This window comes from Lentzea sp. NPDC055074 (assembly GCF_053608005.1).
In genome coordinates this window covers 120,364-135,691 of the sequence record NZ_JBSGUQ010000020.1, presented here as the reverse complement: position 1 = coordinate 135,691, position 15,328 = coordinate 120,364, and the positions used below count along the sequence as shown (strand labels likewise).

At 69.9% G+C, this 15,328-nt stretch carries 19 protein-coding genes; 9 read left to right on the top strand and 10 right to left on the bottom strand.

Annotated features, from left to right (window positions below):
- Positions 1–31: 31 nt before the first annotated feature.
- Positions 32–490 carry a DUF1801 domain-containing protein gene (locus tag ACWF7A_RS35335; RefSeq protein ID WP_452254854.1) on the top strand — a complete coding sequence of 153 codons (459 nt, stop codon included), beginning with the start codon at positions 32–34 and terminating at the stop codon, positions 488–490.
- Here the strand turns inward: ACWF7A_RS35335 and ACWF7A_RS35330 are convergent.
- Positions 465–710: a hypothetical protein gene (locus tag ACWF7A_RS35330; protein WP_084401880.1), complete on the bottom strand. Its 246-nt coding sequence runs from the start codon at positions 708–710 to the stop codon at positions 465–467. The two genes, ACWF7A_RS35335 and ACWF7A_RS35330, sit on opposite strands and share 26 nt — an antisense overlap.
- Positions 711–720: 10 nt before the next feature.
- On the bottom strand, positions 721–1,149 hold the full coding sequence (locus ACWF7A_RS35325) for a winged helix-turn-helix transcriptional regulator (protein WP_452254853.1): 429 nt from the start codon (positions 1,147–1,149) through the stop codon (positions 721–723).
- A gap of 80 nt (positions 1,150–1,229) precedes the next feature.
- On the opposite strand from ACWF7A_RS35325, the gene ACWF7A_RS35320 reads away from it, so the two are divergent.
- On the top strand, positions 1,230–1,886 hold the full coding sequence (locus ACWF7A_RS35320; protein ID WP_452254852.1) for an SDR family oxidoreductase: 657 nt from the start codon (positions 1,230–1,232) through the stop codon (positions 1,884–1,886).
- Between the two features lie 10 nt (positions 1,887–1,896).
- On the opposite strand, the gene ACWF7A_RS35315 is transcribed toward ACWF7A_RS35320, so the two are convergent.
- The 3 genes from ACWF7A_RS35315 to ACWF7A_RS35305 form a co-directional block, all read right to left on the bottom strand.
- Positions 1,897–2,388 (bottom strand): GNAT family N-acetyltransferase, encoded by a 492-nt coding sequence (locus tag ACWF7A_RS35315; RefSeq protein ID WP_452254851.1) that lies wholly within the window; start codon positions 2,386–2,388, stop codon positions 1,897–1,899.
- The gene (locus tag ACWF7A_RS35310) at positions 2,381–2,977 is read right to left on the bottom strand and encodes a dihydrofolate reductase family protein (protein WP_452254850.1); all 597 of its coding nucleotides are present in this window, start codon (positions 2,975–2,977) and stop codon (positions 2,381–2,383) included. Before ACWF7A_RS35310 ends, ACWF7A_RS35315 begins: the two co-directional genes overlap by 8 nt.
- A gap of 91 nt (positions 2,978–3,068) precedes the next feature.
- The gene (locus ACWF7A_RS35305; RefSeq protein WP_452254849.1) at positions 3,069–3,761 is read right to left on the bottom strand and encodes a DUF2848 domain-containing protein; all 693 of its coding nucleotides are present in this window, start codon (positions 3,759–3,761) and stop codon (positions 3,069–3,071) included.
- A 46-nt stretch (positions 3,762–3,807) separates the two neighbouring features.
- Between ACWF7A_RS35305 and ACWF7A_RS35300 the strand changes: the two genes are divergently transcribed.
- Positions 3,808–5,163: an MFS transporter gene (locus ACWF7A_RS35300; RefSeq protein ID WP_452254848.1), complete on the top strand. Its 1,356-nt coding sequence runs from the start codon at positions 3,808–3,810 to the stop codon at positions 5,161–5,163.
- On the opposite strand, the gene ACWF7A_RS35295 is transcribed toward ACWF7A_RS35300, so the two are convergent.
- Positions 5,124–5,759, bottom strand: a complete 636-nt coding sequence (locus ACWF7A_RS35295) for a GntR family transcriptional regulator (RefSeq protein WP_452254847.1) — start codon at positions 5,757–5,759, stop codon at positions 5,124–5,126. The two genes, ACWF7A_RS35300 and ACWF7A_RS35295, sit on opposite strands and share 40 nt — an antisense overlap.
- Positions 5,760–5,784: 25 nt before the next feature.
- On the opposite strand from ACWF7A_RS35295, the gene ACWF7A_RS35290 reads away from it, so the two are divergent.
- Both ACWF7A_RS35290 and ACWF7A_RS35285 read left to right on the top strand, forming a co-directional pair.
- Complete coding sequence (locus tag ACWF7A_RS35290; RefSeq protein ID WP_452254846.1) at positions 5,785–6,561, top strand: carbon-nitrogen hydrolase family protein; 777 nt, start codon at positions 5,785–5,787, stop codon at positions 6,559–6,561.
- Entirely contained in the window at positions 6,561–6,899 is a 339-nt protein-coding gene (locus ACWF7A_RS35285; protein WP_452254845.1) for a cupin domain-containing protein, read from the top strand. The genes ACWF7A_RS35290 and ACWF7A_RS35285 overlap by 1 nt, the downstream gene beginning before the upstream one ends.
- On the opposite strand, the gene ACWF7A_RS35280 is transcribed toward ACWF7A_RS35285, so the two are convergent.
- From ACWF7A_RS35280 to ACWF7A_RS35270, 3 genes are all read right to left on the bottom strand, one after another.
- Positions 6,896–7,921 (bottom strand): hemolysin family protein, encoded by a 1,026-nt coding sequence (locus tag ACWF7A_RS35280; RefSeq protein ID WP_452254844.1) that lies wholly within the window; start codon positions 7,919–7,921, stop codon positions 6,896–6,898. The two genes, ACWF7A_RS35285 and ACWF7A_RS35280, sit on opposite strands and share 4 nt — an antisense overlap.
- Positions 7,918–9,228, bottom strand: a complete 1,311-nt coding sequence (locus ACWF7A_RS35275) for a hemolysin family protein (protein ID WP_452254843.1) — start codon at positions 9,226–9,228, stop codon at positions 7,918–7,920. Before ACWF7A_RS35275 ends, ACWF7A_RS35280 begins: the two co-directional genes overlap by 4 nt.
- A 114-nt stretch (positions 9,229–9,342) precedes the next feature.
- Positions 9,343–10,359, bottom strand: coding sequence for a LacI family DNA-binding transcriptional regulator (locus ACWF7A_RS35270; protein ID WP_452254842.1), 1,017 nt, complete (start codon positions 10,357–10,359; stop codon positions 9,343–9,345).
- 122 nt (positions 10,360–10,481) lie between these two features.
- Here ACWF7A_RS35270 and ACWF7A_RS35265 point away from each other — a divergent pair, with 122 nt between their 5' ends.
- The 3 genes from ACWF7A_RS35265 to ACWF7A_RS35255 are packed head-to-tail and all read left to right on the top strand — an operon-like array spanning position 10,482 to position 13,424.
- Complete coding sequence (locus ACWF7A_RS35265) at positions 10,482–11,624, top strand: Gfo/Idh/MocA family protein (protein WP_452254841.1); 1,143 nt, start codon at positions 10,482–10,484, stop codon at positions 11,622–11,624.
- Complete coding sequence (locus ACWF7A_RS35260; RefSeq protein WP_452254840.1) at positions 11,617–12,636, top strand: dihydrodipicolinate synthase family protein; 1,020 nt, start codon at positions 11,617–11,619, stop codon at positions 12,634–12,636. The genes ACWF7A_RS35265 and ACWF7A_RS35260 overlap by 8 nt, the downstream gene beginning before the upstream one ends.
- Entirely contained in the window at positions 12,618–13,424 is an 807-nt protein-coding gene (locus tag ACWF7A_RS35255; RefSeq protein WP_452254839.1) for a sugar phosphate isomerase/epimerase family protein, read from the top strand. Before ACWF7A_RS35260 ends, ACWF7A_RS35255 begins: the two co-directional genes overlap by 19 nt.
- A 111-nt stretch (positions 13,425–13,535) precedes the next feature.
- On the opposite strand, the gene ACWF7A_RS35250 is transcribed toward ACWF7A_RS35255, so the two are convergent.
- The gene (locus ACWF7A_RS35250) at positions 13,536–14,570 is read right to left on the bottom strand and encodes a serine hydrolase (protein WP_452254838.1); all 1,035 of its coding nucleotides are present in this window, start codon (positions 14,568–14,570) and stop codon (positions 13,536–13,538) included.
- 50 nt (positions 14,571–14,620) lie between these two features.
- Here ACWF7A_RS35250 and ACWF7A_RS35245 point away from each other — a divergent pair, with 50 nt between their 5' ends.
- Complete coding sequence (locus ACWF7A_RS35245) at positions 14,621–15,304, top strand: SDR family oxidoreductase (RefSeq protein ID WP_452254884.1); 684 nt, start codon at positions 14,621–14,623, stop codon at positions 15,302–15,304.
- Positions 15,305–15,328: the final 24 nt, after the last annotated feature.

Below are 15,328 nucleotides of genomic sequence, written 5' to 3'. Positions count from 1 at the left end.
CAGGACCTCCACGGGCGGTTACCGTACGCGAATGGTGAAGAGCAACGCCTCCACGGTCGCCCAGTACCTCGCCGAACTGCCTGATGAGCAGCGTGCCGAAGTCGAGACCGTGCGCGACGTCATCCTCGCCAACCTGCCCGGCGGCTACGTCGAGATGATGGACTGGGGCCTGATCGTCTACGCGGTGCCGCTGGAGGTGAGCGGCCCGACGTACAACAAGAAGCCGCTGCTCTACGTGGCGTTGTCCGCCCAGAAGCGCTACTTCTCCGTCTACCTGACCACCGTGATGGAGGAGTTCGAGGAGTCGTTCCGCGCCCGGTGGGCGGCAACCGGCAAGAAGCTCGACATGGGCAAGGCCTGCGTGCGCTTCAAGCGGGCGTCGGACCTGGCGCTCGACATCATCGGCGACGAGGTGGCGCGCCTGTCCGTGCCCGAGTTCGTCGGCTGGCACGCCGAGAACAGGGCTAGAGCGGTGGCACGAGCCCGGTGAACGTCCGCGCGCCGTTGCAGTGCGGGCACTCCCGCCCGTTGTCGACGGTCCGCGGCGCACCGCCGATGATCGCCAGCGTCGGCGCGGCGATGTAGCTCGCACCCCCGCACAGGTGGCACACCGTGCGCGGTTCGGGGGTGACGGCGAAGAGGTCGTCCGGGTCTTCCTCGTCCTCGAAGTCGTCGTCCTCGGCGAACTCGTCCTCGTCGTCCTCACTCATGCTGCCCAACCTAGTGGGTCAGTTCCGCCGCACGAGTCAGCGACTCAGTTGTGGCTTCTTCGCCACAGTGCGCGCACACGACCCGTGGCTCCAGCACGGCGCCGCACGAGTGCTCCCACACGAGGGGCAGCGGCCCCTCCGTCACGTACGTGTCACCCCACTCCTTGAGCGTCAGCATCACGTTGTGCAGCGCGCGCCCCGAGTCCGTGAGCAGGTACTCGTGCCGTGGCGGGTGCTCGGAGTACTGGTGCTTCTCCAGTACGCCGGCGGCGACCAGCTTCTTCAGGCGCACGGTCAGCACGTCGCGGGAGGCGCCGGTGTTCGCGGCGATCTGGTCGAAGCGGGTGCTGCCGAGGAAGACCTCGCGCAACACCAGCAGTGACCAGCGCTCGCCCACGACCTCCAGCGCGTTCGCGATGGAGCAGGTTCGAGGGGTCATGTGACCATCCTAGCAGTGAGTTGGCAAATCCAACTGACTGGCGCTACCGTGAGTTGGGAAATCCAACTTAGGAGGTAGCGATGAGCTTCGACGGTGCAGTGGTGCTGGTGACCGGGGCCAACCGAGGGCTGGGCAGGGCGTTCGCGCAGGAGTTCGTGAAGCGCGGGGCGAAGGTCTACGGCGGTGCGCGCAACCCGGAGTCCGTGGTGGACGAGGGCGTCGTGCCGGTCCGGCTGGACGTGAGCGACGACGAGTCCGTCGCCGCCGCGGCCAAGGAGCTCGGGGACGTCACGATCGTCGTCAACAACGCCGGCGTGACCGGCCCCGGCGCGGGCGTGGACAGCATCAAGGCGGAGTTCGAGGTCAACTTCTACGGCGTCGTGCGCACGACGGACGCGTTCGCGCCCGTGCTGAAGGCCAACGGCGGCGGCACCCTCGTGAACGTGCTGAGCATCCTGTCGTGGCTCGGCTACCCGGCCGCGCGCGGCTACGCGGCCTCCAAGGCGGCGGCCTGGTCGTTCACCAAGTCCACGCGGGACGCGTTGCGGGAGCAGGGAACCCGCGTGGTCGGCGTGCACGTCGGCTACATCGACACCGACATGGCGGCGCACATCGACGGCCCCAAGGTCAGGCCCGAGGACGTCGTGTCGCAGGTGCTGCGGGCGATCGAGAACGGTGACGACGAGGTGCTCGCGGACGAGGGCACCCGCGCGGTGAAGGCGTCGCTCGCGTCCTGAGGCGGCCGGCTCAGGAGCGCCGCAGCTCCCAGACGACGTCCACCCCGACGCGGTTGCCGATCGCGGGTTCGCGCGGCGGCGTGAGGCGGTCGATCTCGGTGAACCCGAGGCGCCGCGGCACACCGCCGCTCGCGACGTTGGCCTCGTCGTGCCAGATCTGCACCCGGTCCACGCCGTCCAGCGCGAACGCGAACTCGACCAGTTCCGCGGTCGCCGCCGTGACATGACCCCGCCCGGTGTGAGCGGGATGCAGCCAGTAGCCGATCTCGACGACTTCCGGCTCCTTGCTGCGGTTCGCCGTCACCACACCGATGATCGCGCCGTCGACCGTGATGGCGTGGGGGAACAGCGTCCCGCGTGCCCAGCCTTCCGCGGCGTCGGCGAGGAACTCCGCGAGCATCGTCTCGTCGTAACCGCCGGCCGCCCAGGGCATCCACGCCCGCAGGTGCGGGAGCGATTCCGTGACGACCCGGAGCAACTCCTCCGCGTCGGCGTCAGTCACCCTTCGAATCTTCATACCTCACCTTGTACCGCAGGTGTGTGACCGAGCTCGACTCGATTACCGACACCGGACCCTCCAGCGCGTACCCCTTGCCGGGCGCGAAGAACGGCGTCCCTCCACCGAGGATCACCGGCACCAGGTCGAGGAAGATCTCGTCCACCAGGCCCGCGTCCAGGGCCTGCCGCGCGATCTCGCCGGAGTTCAGGCCGACGGCCTTGTCGCCCGCGTGCTTCCGGGCCACCGCGACGGCTTCCTCGATGTCGCCGTTGATGAACGTGAAGTGCTCGTTGTCCTCCAACGGCCGATGGGTGAGCACGACGGTGTGCACGCCCATCGGGTGCTGGCCACCCCAGCCATCGGTGAAGTCGTAGAGCTTGCGCCCGACCACCAGCGCGCCGGTCGCCTGGATCATCCCGCCGTAGTACGCGGCGCTGGCCGGCGTGAGGTGGACGGTCATCGCGCCCGTGGGCATCGTGAACGCCACTTCGCCCGCCTCGTACCAGGCGAACAGCCTGTCGAACCCGGAGAAGTCCGGCCCCGAGACGTAGCCGTCGATCGAGGTGCTGGCGCCCGTGTAGACCTTGCTCATCCTGTGCCTCCCTGTGGGTCTGTCTGTCCTTCACAGGGACGTCGATCGGGAGCCGCGGGCGTCGACAGGTCCCGGCGCGCGCATACCGGGCTCAGCCGATGGGGTCGGGCAGCCGCGTGACCTCGTAGTCGCAGTCGAGGACGTCGCCGGTGGCCGGGTCGCGCAGCTCGACGCGCCACCTCGACGCGAACTGGTCCACGCCGTGGTGCATCGGGATCGTGCCGGACAGCAGCACGGTGCCGGGCCGCAGCAGGTCGAGGTAGCGCAGTCGCTCCACCCAGTACTGCGGGGTCAGCAGCTCGGCGAGCGTGCCCCGCTGGATCTCCACGCCGTCCGCCCACGCGGTCAGCTCGATCGAGTCGATCCGCCCCGCCACCTCGGACAACCGCCACGCCCTGCGGCCCAGCACGTCCGGCCCGGCGTTCTTGCTCCACGCAACGCCGTGGACTTCCAGCGCGCGGTCCGTGTGGTCGCATGCGACGGTCAGTAGGACGTCGTCGTCGGTGACGACCAACGCCCACTCGGCCTCGCCCGAGGTCCGGCCGTGCTGCGCGGGAACCGCCGAGGTCTGCTGCGCGAGGTACGGCGAGACGGGGTAGAGGCTCGGCGTCACGGACGGCGCCGGCACGCCCAGCTCGGCGAGTTCGCGCACGTGAGCGGCCACGTCGTCCTGGCTGCGACCTGCGTAGCCGCCGTTGAGCAGGGTCGTCACGGCGACCTCGGCGACGGTGCCGTCGGGGAGGTCGAACTGCAGCGCGGCGAGCTGTGTACGAACGGTAGACATGCGGTACTCCTTGCGCATACGAGTTGTATACAGGCAGTATTACGCCATGCCGCCCGATACGACAAACGCAGGCTCAGCGACGACGGCACCGGACGTGCCGCGCTCGGCCCTGGTGCGTGCCTTCGTGGCCTCGCTCTCCGGTACCGCCCTGGAGTGGTACGACTTCGCGATCTACAACGTCGCCGCGGCCGTCGTGCTCGGCCCGTTGTTCTTCCCGAGCGAAGAACCCCTCACCGCGACGCTGCTCGCGTTCTCGACCTACGCCGTCGGCTACCTGTCCCGGCCGCTGGGCGGGTTCCTGTTCGGCCGCCTCGGCGACAAGATCGGCCGCAAACGCGTGCTCGTCACGACGTTGCTGATCACCGGTATCGCGACGCTGCTCATCGGCCTGTTGCCGACGCACGCCGCGATCGGCCCCGCGGCCGGTGTGCTGCTCGTGCTGCTGCGGTTCGCGCAGGGCGTCGGCCTCGGTGGCGAGTGGGGCGGCGCGGTGCTGCTGTCCAGCGAGTACGGCGACCCGAGGCAACGCGGTTTCTGGGCGAGCGCGGCCCAGATCGGCCCGCCCGCCGGCAACCTGATGGCCAACGGCGTGCTCGCCCTGCTCGGCGTCGCGCTGTCGGACGCCGCGTTCATGTCGTGGGGCTGGCGCGTCGCGTTCCTGCTGTCCGCGGTGCTCGTGATCTTCGGCCTGTGGATCCGGGTGAAGCTGGAGGAGACCCCGGTCTTCAAGGCGATCGAGGCCCGCGGCGACCGCCCGTCCGCGCCGATCAGCGAGGTGTTCCGCACCCAGACCCGGCCGTTGGTCGCCGCCGTGCTCTGCCGCGTCGGCCCGGACGTCCTCTACGCGCTGCACACCGTCTTCGTGCTGACCTACCTCACGACCCAGCTGAAGCTGCCGCGCAACGTCGGCCTGATCGCCGTCCTGATCGCCTCGGGCTTCCAGCTCTTCCTGATGCCGCTGGCCGGCTGGCTGTCGGACAAGGTCAACCGGCGCGGGCTCTACGCGGCGGCCGCGGTCTGCGGCGCGGTGTGGCCGTTCGTGCTGTTCCCGCTGATCGACACCAGGTCGTGGCCGCTGATCGTCGTCGGTGTCGTCATCGGCCTGGCGTTCCACGCGTTCATGTACGGGCCGCAGGCCGCGTTCATCGCCGAGCAGTTCACCGAACGCCTGCGCTACACCGGAAGCTCGCTCGCCTACACCCTCGCCGGCGTGATCGGTGGCGCCATCGCCCCGTTGCTCTTCACGGCGCTACTGGCCGGGTTCGGCACGTGGGTGGTCGTCGGCCTCTACGTCACCGTGGCGTGCGTGGTGACGCTCGTCGGCCTCTGGCTCGGCCGCGACCCGCGGCCCGAGGAGCAGGATCAACCGTTGAGCAGCACCTTCAGCGTGGTGTCCAAGTGAGCGGTGATCGCCGCGGTGGCCGCGCCGACGTCCCCGGACTCGAGCGCGGCCACGATCTCGTCGTGCTCGTCGATCACGGCCTGCTGCCTGCCGTGCGCCCGGTACAACGCGACGACACCCGCACGCACCTGCCGTGCGCGCAACCCCTCGTAGGTCTTCGTCAGCAGCTCGTTGCCCGTCGCCGCCACCAGCAGCGCGTGGAACTGCCTGTCGACGTCGATGAACTGCCGCGCGTCCTCGACCAGGAACCGCTGCTGCTCGATGAGCTCCTGCATCTGCCGCAACGGGACCGTGCCCTCGCCCATGGTGCGCTCGGCGGCGTACCGCTCGATGACACCGCGCAGCTCCATCAGCTCGCTGATCTGCCGCGAGGACAACGGTGCGACGTACGCGCCCTTCTTCGGCACGAGCTGCACGAGGTCCTCAGCCGCGAGCAGCAGCAGGGCCTCACGGATCGGCGTGCGGGAGACGCCGATCTGGTTGGCGACGTCCTGCTCGCTGATGAACCGCCCCTGCATCTCGGGGTCTGCGAGGATGGTGTCCTTGAGGAACTCGTAGGCCTTTTCTCTGCCGGACAACGAGTCTGCGGCTTGCATACAACATGTATACCAGAGGAGGATCATGCGCTTCGCGCTTTGCCAGATCAGCTCCACCGCTGATCCGCAGGAGAACCTCGCCACCGTGCGTGCGGAAGTGGCCAGTGCTGCTGCGAACGGCGCACGGGTCGTGCACCTCCCTGAGGCCACTCAATGCCGCTTCGGCGTGTCCTTGAAGCCGGTCGCCGAGCCCCTCGACGGCCCGTGGGCGACGGCCGTCCGCGAGATCGCCGACGAGCACAACGTCGTCGTGGTCGCCGGCATGTTCACGCCGGGCCAGGACGGCAGGGTCACGAACACCACGCTCGTCACCGGCGCGGGCCTGCACCTCGGCTACGCCAAGATCCACCTGTTCGACGCGTTCGGCTTCGCCGAGTCCGACACCGTCACCCCCGGCGAGAAGCCCGTGACGTTCGAGGTCGACGGCACCACGATCGGTCTCGCCACCTGCTACGACGTCAGGTTCCCCGAGCTCTTCCGCACCCTCGCCGACACCGCGCAGGTCATCCTGCTCGGTGCCTCCTGGGGAGCCGGTCCCGGCAAGGCCGACCAGTGGGACCTCCTGGTCCGCGCCCGCGCCCTCGACGCGACCTCGTGGGTCCTCGCCTGCGGCCAGGCCGACCCGGACGCCGACCACGGCTCCGCCCCGACGGGCATCGGCCGCAGCGCCGTGGTCGACCCGATGGGAACCGTGCGCGAACGGCTCGACGGCGCCCCCGGCACGATCCTGTCCGATGTGGACACCGCGCTCGTGGCCGAGGTCCGCGCCAAGCTGCCCGTGCTGGCGAACCGGAGGTTGTGATGCGGGAGGAACACGAGTTCTTCCCGGTGGGCGAGGTCGAGTGGCGGCCGGCCGATCCGGGTGTCACCGAACGGATCCTGAGCCGCGACCCGGACACCACGACCCTCACGAGGATCGCGCGCTGGGAACCGGGCCTCGAGACCACGGGCGTGATCCGCCACGACTACCACGAGGAGGTCTACCTCCTGGAGGGCGACCTCACCGACCTGACGCTGGGCAGGACGTTCCGGGGCGGCGACTTCGCGAGCCGCCGCCCCGGAATGCCCCACGGTCCTTATCGGACGGAACAGGGCTGCGTGATGCTGGAGATCCGCACCGCGCCCCCGGAAACGCCCTAGACCCAGCGCACGTGGGTGCCGTCGCGCACGGTGCCCACGTACTCCTCCAGCAGGTCCTCCAGCGCCACGACGCCCAGCACCGCGCCGTCGGCCGACACGGCCCGCGCGAGGTGCGACTGCGCCCGGCGCAACGCGGCCAGCGCCTCGTCCAGCCGGGCACCCGCGGGCACCTCGGGCAGCCCGCGCACCCGGTCGCGCGGCACCAGCGTCGCCGCGCCCTCCAGGTCCAGCACGTCCTTGACGTGCAGGTACCCGATCAGACCGGCGTCGGCGAGCACCGGGAACCGCGAGAACCCGGTCGCCGCGACGGCGGCCTCGATCTCGCCCACGGTCGGCGACGCGGACACCGTTGTCAGCCGGTCGAGCGGCACCAGGACGTTCGCCACCGTGCGCGCGGCGGACGACAGCGTCTGCGTCAGCCGCCGGTGCTCGGAGTCCTCCAGGAGCCCCTCCGACCGGGACTGCCCGATCAGCAACGCGAGCTCGTCGGTCGTGTAGGCCGACTCCAGCTCGTCGACCTGCTCCACGCCGAACCGGCGCAGCACCCACCGGCCCACGGCGGTGAACAGCGCCAACGCCGGCGCGATCATCCGCGAGAACCCGTAGTGCACCGGGACCAGCCACACCGCGGCCCGTTCCGGACCGGCGATCGCCAGGTTCTTCGGCACCATCTCGCCGAGGATCGTGTGCAGCGCGACAACGATGATCAACGCCACCGCGAACGCCACACCGTGCACCACGGCCAACGGCAGCCCAATGGCCCCGAGGGGCCCCTCCAGCGCGGAAGCCAGCGCGGGTTCGGCGATCGCACCGAGCCCCAGCGAGCACAGCGTGATGCCGAGCTGCGCGCCCGCGATCAGCAACGGCAGCTCCTGCGACGCCTTGATCGCGGTGCGGGCACGGGCGGACCCCTTGTCCGCCAGCGCCTCCAGCCGGTCCCGGCGCGCGGTGATCACCGCGAACTCGGCCCCGACGAAGAACGCGTTGCCCGCCAGCAGCAGGGCGATGACGAGGAAGTTCACGAGGACGACACCACCCGGAGCTCGGCCACGCGGTGCTTGTCCATCCTCATGACGGTCACCCTCCACCCGTCGACGCGGATCTCGTCGCCGACGTCCGGGATCCGTCCGAGCCGCGCCAGCACGAGGCCGGCCAGCGTCTCGTAGTCGCCCTCCGGCATCTGGAACCCGGTCGCGTCGGCCACCTCGTCGTCGCGCAGCAGCCCGGACACGATCCAGCTGTCCGACCCGAGCGAGCGCACCGGAGCGGCCTCGCCGCGGTCGTGCTCGTCGCGCACGTCGCCGACGATCTCCTCGACCACGTCCTCCAGCGTCACCATCCCGGCCGTGCCGCCGTACTCGTCGACGACGAGCGCGGTCTGCAGCCCGGACGCGCGCAGCCGGTCCAGCAGCGCGTCGCCCTCCAGCGTCTCCGGCACCGAGTACACGGGCCGCGTCAACGCCGACAGGGGAGTGGACCCGCGCAGAGCGGAAGGCACGGCGAACGCCTGCTTCACGTGCACGATCCCGCTCACCTCGTCCAGCGAGCCGTTGTGCACGGGGAACCGCGAGAAGCCGGTCTCCCGCGCCTTCAGCACGAGGTCGGCCACCGTCGCGTCGGCCCGGAGAGCCTCCACGCGCACACGGGGCGTCATCAGCTCTCCCGCCGTCCGGTCACCGAAGCGCAGCGAGCGGTCCAGCAGCACCGCAGTGCCCTGGTCCAGCGTGCCGTGCTCGGCCGACGTGCGGACCAGCGCGCCCAGCTCCTCCGGTGACCGCGCGGACGCCAGCTCCTCGACCGGCTCGACGCCCAGGCGCCGGACCAGCCAGTTCGCGGAGTTGTTCATCCAGTTGATCAGCCAGCGGAAGACCGTGGAGAACCCCGCCTGGATGCCGACCACGCCGCGCGCGGTCTCCAGCGGCTTCGCGATCGCCAGGTTCTTGGGCACGAGCTCGCCGAACACCATCGACAACGCCGTGGCGATCGCCAGCGCGAGCGCGAGCGACAACCAGTCGGCCACCGGCTCGGACACGCCGACGGCGGTCAGGCCGGGCTCGATCAGGTTCGCGATCGCGGGCTCCGCGATGTAACCGGTGATCAGCGTGGTCAGGGTGATGGCGAGCTGGGCGCCGGAGAGCTGGAACGAGAGAGTGCGATGCGCACGGTCGATGGTCCGCGCCTTCGCGTCACCGACCTCGGCGACATGACGTTCGACGGTGCTTCGTTCCAGCGCGGTCAGCGAGAACTCCGCCGCCACCGCGATGAAGGTGCCCGCGGTCAGCGCCACGACGGCGAGCAGACCGAGCAGGCTCAAAAGTGTTCCGGTCACCTACGCGCTCCCGAACAGCGCGAACGGCCGACCGGACTGGTATGCCAATCAGGGCCAGACCCCATGGGGACGGCTCAACTCCTCATGACTAAGTACGTGAACAGCCAGACGAGTCTAATTGTGGGCAGTCGAGGCCCGGAGCACCACCTCACCCGCCACACGGACCGTGCGGGCCTCATCACCTCCGCCGTCGAGCACGAGACCTGCGGCGATCTCGCCCATCTCCTCCAACGGAAGTCGCACAGTGGACAAAGCGGGCACCGTGTCGCGCAACGTCGGGATGTCGTCGAACCCGGCGATCGACATGTCGTCCGGAATCCGCACACCGCGCTCGCGCAACGCCGCCATCGCGCCCATCGCCATCACGTCCGTCACGGCGAACACGCAGGTGGCGCGCGATTTCGACGCCAGCAGCGCCATCGCGGCCTCGTAGCCGCCGTCCCGGGTGAAGGCGCCGTTGACCACCACCGGCGAGGCGATCCCGGCGTCGGTCAGACCCGCCTTGAACCCGGCGAGCCGGTCGCGGGCCACCACGAGTTCGGCAGGACCACCCAATACGGCGAACTTCTTGTGGCCGAGCTCCGCGAGCGCACGGGCGAGAGCGCGTCCACCCGCCCGGTTGCCGGGCACGACCGTGTCGGTGCCGAGCTTCGCCTGCGACACGCACGCGACACGCCCGCCCTGCTCGGTGAACGCGTCGATCTCCGTCGCGAGCCTCGACTGCGCCGCGCGGTCCGTGGTCCGCGAACCCGCCAGCACCACCGCACGCGCCCGATGCGCACGCAGAGTGGAAAGCAGCTCCGCCTCCCGCTCCGGCCGGCGTCCCGTCGTGCCCAGCACGACGGAGAGCCCGGCGGCCTCGGCCACGCGCGTCACGCCCGCGGCGATGCAGGAGAAGTACGGGTCGGTGATGTCGTGGACCACCAGCCCGACCAGCGAGCTCGAGTTGCGGGCCAGCGCCTGCGCCGAGGCGTTCGGCACGTAGCCGAGCTCCTCCGCGGTGCGCAGGACGCGTTCGCTCAGATCCTCACTCACCTGCCGCGTGCTGCCGTTGAGCACGCGAGAAGCGGTCGCCAACGACACACCCGCCTGCTTCGCCACCTCGGCGAGCGTCACCTGTCGGGCGGACACGACCACCTCCGTCACCACGCCTGTGAGCGCTGAGACTAACTCGCGAGGAGCTTGACGTCCGCGAAGCGCCCCGATTAGCGTGGCTGGAAAGCGCTTTCCAGCGCTGCTACCAGGGAGGTGCGATGGCGGTTCGGACCATTGGCGTGGCGGTCAACGGCGTCACCGGGCGGATGGGATATCGCCAGCACCTGGTCCGCTCACTGCTGCCGTTGCGCGACGAGGGCGTGCGGTTGCGGGACGGGACCGTGCTGAAGGTCGACCCGGTCCTCGTGGGCCGCAACGCCGACAAGCTCAAGGAGATCGCCGAGCGCCACGACCTCGCGCGCTGGACGACGGACCTCGACGGAGCGCTCGCCGACCCGTCGGTCGAGGTCTACTTCGACTCGCAGGTCACGTCGAGGCACGTCGAGTCGATCACGAAGGCGCTCGAGGCGGGCAAGCACGTCTACACCGAGAAGCCGGTCTCCGACACGGTCGAGCAGGCGCTGGGGCTCGCGCGCCTGGCCGACGAGCGGGGCCTGCGGCACGGCGTGGTCGCGGACAAGCTGTACCTGCCGGGCATCCGCAAGCTCAAGCGGCTGATCGACGGCGGCTTCTTCGGCCGGATCCTCAGCGTGCGTGGCGAGTTCGGCTACTGGGTCTTCGAGGGTGACTGGCAGCCCGCGCAGCGCCCGAGCTGGAACTACCGGGCGCAGGACGGCGGCGGCATCGTCTCGGACATGTTCTGCCACTGGAGTTATCTGCTGCACGACCTGTTCGGCCGCGTCGAGGCGGTCACCGCGAAGGCCGTGACGCACATTCCGACGCGCTGGGACGAGCAGGACAACGCTTACGAGGCGACCGCGGACGACGCCGCGTACGGGATCTTCGAGATCGAGAACGGCGTGATCGCCCAGATCAACTCGTCGTGGTGCGTGCGGGTGCGCCGCGACGAGCTCGTCGAGTTCCAAGTGGACGGCACCGAGGGGAGTGCGGTCGCGGGGCTGCGCGAGTGCTTCGTGCAGCCCCGCGCCGTCACGCCGAAACCGGTGTGGAACCCGGACCTGCCGGTCACGCACCCGTTCCGCGACCAGTGGCAGCAGGTGCCGGACAACGAGGACTTCGACAACGGCTTCAAGGTGCAGTGGGCGGAGTTCCTGCGCCACGTCTACGAGGGCGCGCCGTTCCCGCACGACTTCCGCGCGGGCGCACGGGGTGTCGCGCTGGCCGCGGCCGGTCTGCGGTCCTCTTCGGAGGGTCGCCGCGTGGAGATCGCCGATGTCTAGCCGCATCGTGTTCGCCGCGGCACACGTCGTGGCGAAGGACGAGCGGACCGTGGACTGGGACGCCACCCTGGCGTTCCGGCACCACCTCTGGTCGCACGGCCTGGGTGTCGCCGAGGCGATGGACACCGCGCAACGCGGCATGGGCCTCGACTGGCCGACGGCCGCCGAGCTCGTCCGCCGCAGCGCCGCCGAGAAGACCGGCAGGATCTGCGCGGGGGTCGCGACGGACCACCTCGACGGCGAACCCGGTCTCGACGCCGTGCTGACCGCCTACCTGGAGCAGCTCGACGTCGTCCAGGAGGCGGGCGCCCAGCCGGTGCTCATGTGCTCCCGTCAGCTCGCGGCGGCGGCCCGCGGCCCCGAGGACTACGAGAAGGTCTACGGCACGCTGCTCGACCGCGTCAGTGAACCAGTGGTCCTGCACTGGCTCGGCACCGCGTTCGACCCGAAGCTGGAGGGCTACTGGGGTTCCGCGGACGTCCCGCGGGCCACCAGGAACTTCCTGGAGATCATCCACTCGCGGCCGGACAAGGTCGACGGCGTGAAGGTCTCGCTGCTCGACGCCGGCCACGAGATCGGGCTGCGGCGCGCGCTGCCGGAGGGCGTCCGCTGCTACACCGGCGACGACTTCCACTACCCGGAGCTGATCGCGGGTGACGCCGAGGGCCACAGCCACGCGCTGCTCGGCATCTTCGACCCGATCGCGCCGATCGCGGCGAAAGCGCTCGCGAAACTCGACGAGGGCGACGTCGACGAGTTCCACCGCATCATGGCGCCGACGGTTCCTTTGTCCCGTCATCTGTTCAGTGCGCCGACCTATTACTACAAAACAGGTGTCGTGTTCCTGGCATGGCTCGCCGGGCACCAGGAACGGTTCCAGCTCCTCGGCGGTCTGGAGACCGCGCGCACCGTCGAGCACCTGGCCGAGGCGAAACGTCTCGCGGAGATCGCCGGCGTGATCGAACCGGAGTTCGCGGAACGGCGGTGGAGCGCATGGCTCGCCTCTCGCTGAACCAGGCCACGATCAAACGCGCGACGGTCGCCGAGGCCGTCGAGGGCTGTGCGCGGCACGGCGTCGAGTCCATCGGGCTGTGGCGCGAACCCGTCGCCGACCACGGCCTCGACCGCACCGCGAAGCTCGTCGCGGACGCCGGGCTGCGGGTGTCGTCGTTGTGCCGCGGCGGGTTCCTCACGGCCGTGGACAACCGCGCCGCGCTGGACGACAACCGCCGCGCCATCGACGAGGCGGCGGCGTTGCGCACCGACACGCTGGTCGTGGTCGTCGGGGGAGTGGCGGCCGACAAGGACCTCGTCGGCGCACGTCAGCGCGTCGCCGACGCCGTCGCGGAACTGTCGGTGTACGCGGCGCAGGCGGGCGTGGTGCTGGCGCTGGAACCGATGCACCCGGTGTTCTGCGCCGACCGAGGCGTGCTGTCGACGTTGGCGCAGGCGCTGGATCTCGCCGAACGGCACGAGTCCGTCGGCGTCGTCGTGGACGCGCTGCACGTGTGGTGGGACCCCGACCTCGACGCGCAGATCGTGCGCGCGGGCCCGCACATCGCGTCGTACCAGGTGTGCGACTGGCTCACGCCCGTGCCCGCGGACGTCCTGCTCGGTCGCGGTTACCCCGGTGACGGCGATATCGACCTGGACCGTCTGACCAGGAAGGTCGCGGCGACCGGCTACGCGAAGGACGTCGAGGTGGAGATCTTCAACGCGGCCATCTGGGCGGCGGACTTCGACGAGGTGATCGGGGAGGTGACGCGCAGGTACCACGACATCGTGGAACCGGCGCTGTGACCAACGCGGGAAGCCGGTCGTCGACGGCGGCGACGACCGACCCCGGCGTTGCAGCCTGTATATCCGAAATCCCGGGCCGTGTGGTCCGGGTTTCAGATAATTCCAAGAAAATCAGCCACCGTTGAAGAAGGTGTAGACCTTCGCGCGGTGCCTCGGCTTCGTGGTCGTGATCTTGATGACGGCGTCGAACATCGACCGTCCGAGCTCCGCGCGGGCCGCGACGGCCGGGTGCGTGGTGCTGAAGTCCTCGTCGTTCACGGCCTTGTCGCCGGCGAACTCGCCCGACGCGAACATCGAGTAGATCAGGATCGCCCGGTTGTCCGCGCTGAACATGATCCCGGCCTCGTTGCGGCCGTCCTCGAACCAGCCGGCCTTCGTGGCCACGCGCAGCCGCTCGTTCGTCGTGAGGTCGAGCCGCACGCCGTCGGTGAAGCTGGCCGTGGCGCGCAGGATGTTCAGCAGGTACGCGGTGGACGCGGCCGAGAGCAGCTGACCGTCGACCAGCTTCTGCAGCAACGTGTGCGTCTCGCGCGCGGTGGTGGTGCCGAGGAAGAACCGGTTCGGGTTCGCGACCGGGACGACCTGGGTGTGCACGAAACCCTTGGAGCGCAGGATCTCGTTGAGCTCCAGCGCCGGCACGACCAGGCCGCACAGGCGGACCGCGGTGTTGTCCGAGACGGTCAGCAGGTTCGCCAGCGCGTGACCGACGGTGACCTCGCTCGGGTACGCGCCGTCGAGCGCGAAGATGCCGTCGGTGTCCTGGATGACGATCGCGGACGACACCGTGACCGTCTGGTCGAGCCTGATGAGCCCGCGGTCCACCTTGTCCAGCACGGCGACCGCGACCGCGATCTTGTTGACGCTGTAGGCCTCGACGACCTTGTCGGCGTCCTCGTCCACGGCGGACTTCGTCGTGCCGTCGAGGTCGGCGACCGTGATCAGCGACGACCAGGTGCCGCGCGCCTTGCGCACCTGCCGCTTGTAGACCTGGGCCACGCGCCTGCGCGACCGGTCGGCCGTCGCCGGGGAGCGTTCGATCTCCACCTCCGCGTCTTCCTGCGCTTGTGCTGCACCGTTGGAGCCGAGCACGGCCGTCGCGGCAGCGACGGTTCCCAGCCCGAACACGGACCTGCGGTTCAAAGTCATGGGCCACATCAAAACAGGCGGCACTGACAGTTCCCTGACTAGGGTTCCGGATCATGGAAAACGTGTTCGTCGTGACCGGCGCTTCCCGCGGAATCGGGGCGGCGACCGCCTCTCTGGCCGCTCAGGCGGGGTATCGGGTGGTCAGGGCCTCCCGTTCGGCCGAAGAATCTGTCGGGGATCGAGGCTGGGACGCCCGATGCGATGTTTCTTCATGGAATTCCGTGCAGGATCTCATGTCCCGTGTGGAATCGCGTTGGGGACGAATCGACGTGGTGTTCGCCAATGCGGGCGTTTCGGTGGACACCTCGTTCGTCTCTTCGTCGGGTGCGGAGCCGTCCGAATGGACGGACATGGTCGTCACGAACGTCTGCGGAACGGCTTTCACGGCCCGTGCGGCCATGCCCGCGCTGATGCGCTCCGGCGGTCACCTCGTGCTGACCGGCTCGGCCGCCGGCCGGGGCGTCCGGCCGGGCAACCTGTACTCGGCGACGAAGTGGGCGATCACCGGACTGGCGCAGGCGATCCGCGCCGAGGCGGTCGGCACCGGTGTCCGGGTGACGGTGGTACAACCGGGACTGGTCGACACCGACGCCATCCCGGCGTCGCGTGTGGACGACCCGAAACTGGCACCGGAGGACGTGGGCAGGGCCGTGCTCTACGCCGTGTCCCAGCCGTCCACTGTGGACGTGAACGAGATCCTGTTGCGGCCCACTGGACAGGCCGCGCACCGCTGATCTCCGCGGGGACCGGGACTCGCG